Origin of the sequence: Dietzia sp. HMSC21D01, assembly GCF_001815995.1 — a bacterium.
GTDB lineage: Bacteria > Actinomycetota > Actinomycetes > Mycobacteriales > Mycobacteriaceae > Dietzia > Dietzia cinnamea.
Genome location: NZ_KV824143.1, coordinates 1 through 5407, shown reverse-complemented (window position 1 = coordinate 5407; position 5407 = coordinate 1). Strand labels below are relative to the sequence as shown.

The following is a 5407-nucleotide window of genomic DNA, read 5'->3' as shown; positions in this document are numbered from 1 at the left end:
CGGGACGACCGGTGCGCGGGGCGGGACCAGCGGCGCCCGGGGCGGGAGCCGCACGGGCCGCCGGATCGTCATCGGCGCCGTGCTGGCCATCGTGCTGCTGGTGGCCGGGGCCGTGGGCCTGGAGCTCGGGATGCGCGGTGCGATCAAGGACAACCTCCGCCAGGAGATCAGCGCGACGCTCGGCTCGACGCCCGAGGTGGAGCTGGGGCCCCAGCCGGTCCTGCTGTCGTACGTCACCGGCACGCTCGGCACGATCCGCATCACCACCGACGGCGCCCCGGCCGAGGGGGCGACCGGCCCGGTCCCGGCGATCGACATCACCGCCGAGGGCGTGCGGTCCGAGGGTGAGACGTCCCGTATCGACTCGCTCACCGGCACCGCGTTCGTGTCCGACGAGACCATGACCGCGGCCGCCCAGTCCGAGGGCGCGGGCGGCGTGGGCGACAGCCTGCTGGGCGGGCTGATCCAGGTGAAGGACATCGTCTCCGACCCCGCCGCGGGCGCCCTGCGCGTCTCGATCAGCGGGCTCGCCGAGGCCGTGGTGACGCCGCGGCTCATCGACGGCAACCTCGAGATGGATCCCCAGCAGGCGTCGGTGCTCGGGTTCCAGCTGCCCTCGGAGATCCTCGGCGGGACCGTCTCGATGATGGACTCCGCGCTGGCCGACCTGCCCGAGGGGATCGAGCTCACCGGCGTCCGCGTGGTCGACGGCGGGATGACCGTGGATCTGGCCGGCCGCGACGTTGTGCTGGAGTCGACTCGCTAAGAGCGGTCGGCCGCCCGGCACACTGGGCCCATGCGCCTGCTCATCATCTCCGACACCCACGTCCCGACCCGCGCCCGCGACCTGCCGGCCCGGATCTGGGACGAGGTCGACGCCGCCGACGTCGTGATCCACGCCGGGGACTGGATGGACGTCGCACTTCTCGACGCCCTCGAGGAACGGTCTGCACGGCTCATCGCCTGCTGGGGCAACAACGACGGCCCGGAGCTGCGCGAGCGTCTGCCCGAAGTGGCCCGCGCGACGCTCGACGGCGTGCGACTTGCCGTCACCCACGAGGCCGGCGCGTCCGCGGGACGGGAGAAGCGCATGGCCAGGGCCTTCCCCGACACCGACGTCCTGGTCTTCGGGCACTCGCACATCCCGTGGGACACCACCGCGCCGAGGCCGCCCGGCGAGGGCGCGTCCGGCGAGGGTGCGTCCGGCGAGGGTGCGTCCGGCGAGGGCGCCCTGCGCCTGCTCAACCCGGGCTCGCCCACCGACCGCCGACGCCAGCCGCATCACACGTACATGACGGCGATCATCGCCGAGGGGGCGCTGCGCGACGTGGACCTGCACCGGCTGCCGCCACGGTGCTGAACCGCGCCCGCGTGGCGGGTGACGGGCGGGACGAGCCGGGCGGCGGGCCCGGGATTCTGCCACCCTGGAGCCATGACCAACGAAGCCTCCATGCGTGCCGTGCAACAGCAGACCCTCGGTGAGCCGGACGTCCTCGCCGTCGTCGACCTCCCCCGTCCCACTCCCCGCACCAACGAGGTCCTGATCCGCGTCGAGGCCGCCAGCGTCAACCCCACCGACTGGAAGCACCGCGCCAACGGCGGGTTCCTCGGCGAGCCGCCGTTCGTCCTCGGCTGGGACCTGTCGGGCGTGGTCGAAGAGGTCGGGATCGGCGTCGCGCGGTTCTCCCCCGGCGACGAGGTGTTCGGCATGCTCTCGTACCCGTTCGGCCACGGCGCCCACGCCGAGTACGTCGCCGCCCCCGCCGCCTGGTTCGCACCCAAGCCGGCCTCGCTCGACCACGTCCAGGCCGCCGCGCTGCCGCTGGTCTCGCTCACCGCGTGGCAGGCGCTCGTCGAGAACGCCCGGATCCAGCCCGGCCAGCGCGTCCTCATCCACGCGGCCGCCGGCGGGGTCGGGCACGTCGCCGTGCAGCTCGCCAAGGCCCGCGGCGCCCACGTGATCGGCACCGCCAGCTCGGAGAAGCACGACTTCCTGCGGGAGATCGGCGTGGACGAGCCGATCGACTACCGCGAGGTGGACATCGCGGAGGCCGTCTCGGACGTCGACGCCGTGCTCGACACCATCGGCGGCGACACCTCGCTGGCGTCGCTGCGCACGCTGCGGCCCGGCGGGATCGTCGTGTCGATCCTGCCCGTCGGCTCGGACGACCTCTACCGCGAGGCCGAGCGGCTCGGGGTGCGGGCCGTCCGGATGCTGGTCGACGCCTCACGCCACGACCTCGTCTCGATCACCGACCTCGTCGAGCAGGGGTCGCTGCGGGCGACGATCTCGGAGGTCTTCCCGCTCGAACAGGTCGCCGAGGCGCACCGCCGGGGCGAGACCGGGCGCACCACCGGGAAGATGGTGCTCACCACCGGCCGGGACTGACTCCCGCCGGGGGCCCTGGGTGAAGGCCTGCGTCGGACCAGCAGCGGCCGGACGGCAGGACTACTCGGGGAAGCCGTCGAGCACCGCACGGCTGCCGCTGAGGCCGAGCCGGGTGGCGCCCGCGGCGATCATCGCGCGGGCGGTGTCGGCGTCGCGGATCCCGCCGGACGCCTTGATGCCCAGCTTCCCGCCCACCGCGCGGTGCATCGCCTCGACCGCGCGCACGCTCGCGCCGCCGGCGGGGTGGAAGCCGGTGGAGGTCTTGACGAAGTCGGCGCCCGCGCGCGCGACGGCGTGGCACAGGGCCTCGATCCGCTCGTCGCCCGCCTCGTCCCCCAGCGCCTTGTGGATGGCGGCGGTCTCGAGGATCACCTTGAGCACCACCGGCGGGGGCACGGCGTCGCGCATCGCCAGCACGTCGGCCATCACCTCGTCGACGAGGCCCGCGATGGCGGCGCCCACATCGATCACCATGTCCACCTCGGTGGCGCCCTGGTCCACCGCGAGCCGGCCCTCCATCGCCTTGACCAGCGAGTGGTGCTTGCCTGACGGGAACCCCGCGACCGTGGCGACGACCTGCTGGCCGGGCCGTACCGGCAGCATCGCCGGGCTCACGCACACGGCCTTGACGCCCAGCTCGCGGGCCTCGTCGAGGCAGGCCTGCACGTCCTCGCGGGACGCGTCAGGCGAGAGCAGGGTGTGGTCGATCATCGAGGCGACGCGGGCGCGGGTGAGCTGAGCGGTCGGAGTGGCGTCCATCCGGGCCAGCCTAGCGGGAGCCGCCGACACGCCTGGTGGCACAATGGACACCCATGTCACGACGCTTCGTCCTCACGCTGGGCTGCCCCGACCGCATCGGTATCGTCGCCCGGATCGCCACGTTCCTCGCCGAACTGGGCGGGACCATCATGGAGGCGGCGTACCACGCGGACGAGGACACCGGCTGGTTCTTCACCCGCCAGTCCGTCGACGCCGAATCGATCGGCATGGAGATCGACGAACTCCGCCGTCGCTTCGAACGGGTGGCCAGCGAGCTGGGACCCGAGGCCGACTGGCAGATCTGCGACTCGTCCGAGCCGAAGGACGTCGTCATCCTGGTGTCCAAGGAGGGCCACTGCCTCCACGACCTGCTGGGTCGGGTCGAGAGCGGTGACTACCCCGCCCGCATCCGTGCGGTGATCGGCAACCACGACACCCTGCGGGGGATGGCCGAGGCGCACGGCGTGCCGTTCCACCACGTTCCGTTCCCGGCCGACCCCGCCGAGCGGGGCCCGGCGTTCGAGCAGGTCGCCGGACTCGTCGACGACATCGACCCGCACGCGATCGTCCTGGCCCGCTTCATGCAGGTCCTGCCGGACGACCTTTGCACCCGGTGGGCCGGTCGCGCGATCAACATCCATCACAGCTTCCTGCCCAGCTTCGTCGGCGCCCGCCCGTATCACCAGGCGCACGTCCGGGGCGTGAAGCTCATCGGCGCGACGTGCCACTACGTGACGGCCGACCTCGACGAGGGGCCTATCATCGAGCAGGACGTCATCCGCGTGGACCACACGGCGACGGTGAAGGACATGGTGCGCCAGGGCCGCGACGCCGAGAAGCTGGTGCTGGCCCGCGGGCTGCGCTGGCACCTGGAGGACCGGGTCCTGGTGCACGGTGCCCGGACCGTGGTGTTCACCTAGACCGTCCGATCGGCGGCCGTCCGGCGCTCACGTCGCTCAACTCTTGGGGAAGCCGTGCCTGTCGGTGAGCAGGGTCTGGGCGGCGGACAGGAAGATGAGCCGGGCGGCGGCGCCGGCCCGCGGAAGGATGCCGGTCACCCGCCTGATGATGGTCGACTGGTCCATCCCGGCGTCCTTCATGGTCTGCACGAGAACGTCGATCGCCTCGGCCGCGGTGCTCTGCCCCTCCATGAACAGGTGGCCGATCTTGTCGATCCCCTCCTCGCCGACCCCCAGCACGATCAGCTCGCGGAACATCTCCAGCATGTAGCGGTCGGCGAAGAAGTGGTCCGCCGCGGCCGAATCGCTGGCGAGGCCGATCGACTCGCCCCGGTCGAGGAGGTGCTCCGGTAGCTCGAACCCGGCGACCGCGTCCACTCCCCCTCGCGGCAGTCGCCGGCGCCCACCGGTGGAGCGGCGCGTCGGCCGGACCGCTTCCAGCTCGAGAAGCTCCGTGAGCGTGAAGCCGTGCCGTTCGGCGATGAACAACTCCTCGATCGTGGCGAACGTGTAGCCGCGGTCGAGGAGACGCAGGATCTGAGCGAGACGCCGCTTGTGGTCCGGCCCGTAGAAGGCGGTGCGTCCCCGGCGGACGGGCGGGGGCAGCAGACCGCGCTCCTGGTAGACGCGGATGTTGCGCACGGTGGTGCCGGAGTCCTCGGCCAGTTCCTCGATCCGCTGCAGCGGCCCGGCCTCCGGCGTCTTCACCTGCGTCGACCGCCGACCGCGGGACGCACGTCGGCGAAGAACACGCCCACCGCCACCATCGCGATGATGCTGAGGAAACCGAGCGGCCGGACGGCGAACAGCAGGGCGGCGACAGCACAGATGGCGATCCATGCCGGCTTGGGCCACTTCCCCTCCACGGAGTACGCCGAGGCCGGCGGCAGCGCGGCCAGCACCAGCCCGGCCAGCGCCCACACGACGAGCGCGCCCTGGATGATGAGCTGGACAGTTCCCCACGTGCCGGTAAGCGTGTCAATCACGGATCCCAGTGTAGTGGCCCGGTCGGACACGACCGCGTAATGATGTTCACACCCGTCCGAGACGCGCGCCGCCCCGGCCGGCTCGGAGAGGGAGCAGGCCGGGGCGGCGGTGCCTCACGCGACCGGGCGTCGGTGCCTTTCGCGACCGGGCGCCAATGCCTTTCGGACCGGGCGCGTGTTCCTATCGCGTCAGGGGCGATCGGTGCCGGCGGGCGGCAACGGCGTATCCGCGGTGGTCAGCGCCGGGTCGTTGTCGGCGAGCTCGGCCGGCGAGGGCGCGTCCGAGTCCGAGCTTGCCGCCTTCGAGCCGCTCG

Annotated in this window: 7 protein-coding genes; 4 read left to right on the top strand and 3 right to left on the bottom strand. The window is 72.5% G+C overall.

The window, feature by feature from the left end:
* The 3 genes from HMPREF3086_RS16785 to HMPREF3086_RS16775 all read left to right on the top strand — a co-directional run.
* Positions 1–766 (top strand): LmeA family phospholipid-binding protein (locus HMPREF3086_RS16785; protein ID WP_070723050.1); only part of this gene is annotated, 766 nt, incomplete at its 5' end.
* Between the two features lie 30 nt (positions 767–796).
* On the top strand, positions 797–1360 hold the full coding sequence (locus HMPREF3086_RS16780; protein ID WP_070723047.1) for a metallophosphoesterase family protein: 564 nt from the start codon (positions 797–799) through the stop codon (positions 1358–1360).
* A gap of 72 nt (positions 1361–1432) precedes the next feature.
* Positions 1433–2389, top strand: a complete 957-nt coding sequence (locus HMPREF3086_RS16775; RefSeq protein ID WP_070723044.1) for an NADP-dependent oxidoreductase — start codon at positions 1433–1435, stop codon at positions 2387–2389.
* Between the two features lie 60 nt (positions 2390–2449).
* Here the strand turns inward: HMPREF3086_RS16775 and deoC are convergent, their stop codons facing one another.
* Positions 2450–3148 carry a deoxyribose-phosphate aldolase gene (gene deoC / locus HMPREF3086_RS16770; protein WP_061915371.1) on the bottom strand — a complete coding sequence of 233 codons (699 nt, stop codon included), beginning with the start codon at positions 3146–3148 and terminating at the stop codon, positions 2450–2452.
* 53 nt (positions 3149–3201) lie between these two features.
* Here deoC and purU point away from each other — a divergent pair, with 53 nt between their 5' ends.
* A complete protein-coding gene (gene purU, locus HMPREF3086_RS16765) occupies positions 3202–4068 on the top strand; it encodes a formyltetrahydrofolate deformylase (RefSeq protein ID WP_070723042.1) in 867 nt (288 codons plus the stop codon).
* Between the two features lie 36 nt (positions 4069–4104).
* On the opposite strand, the gene HMPREF3086_RS16760 is transcribed toward purU, so the two are convergent.
* Positions 4105–4815, bottom strand: a complete 711-nt coding sequence (locus HMPREF3086_RS16760; RefSeq protein WP_070723036.1) for a MerR family transcriptional regulator — start codon at positions 4813–4815, stop codon at positions 4105–4107.
* Complete coding sequence (locus HMPREF3086_RS16755) at positions 4812–5093, bottom strand: DUF2516 family protein (protein WP_061227966.1); 282 nt, start codon at positions 5091–5093, stop codon at positions 4812–4814. The genes HMPREF3086_RS16760 and HMPREF3086_RS16755 overlap by 4 nt, the downstream gene beginning before the upstream one ends.
* Between the last annotated feature and the right edge of the window lie 314 nt (positions 5094–5407).

Excerpts from the sequence above, each read along its gene's own strand:
- purU (WP_070723042.1), top strand. The coding sequence starts at position 3,202 with ATGTCACGACGCTTCGTCCTCACGCTGGGCTGCCCCGACCGCATCGGT.
- HMPREF3086_RS16775 (WP_070723044.1), top strand. The coding sequence starts at position 1,433 with ATGACCAACGAAGCCTCCATGCGTGCCGTGCAACAGCAGACCCTCGGT.
- HMPREF3086_RS16780 (WP_070723047.1), top strand. The coding sequence starts at position 797 with ATGCGCCTGCTCATCATCTCCGACACCCACGTCCCGACCCGCGCCCGC.
- deoC (WP_061915371.1), bottom strand. The coding sequence starts at position 3,148 with ATGGACGCCACTCCGACCGCTCAGCTCACCCGCGCCCGCGTCGCCTCG.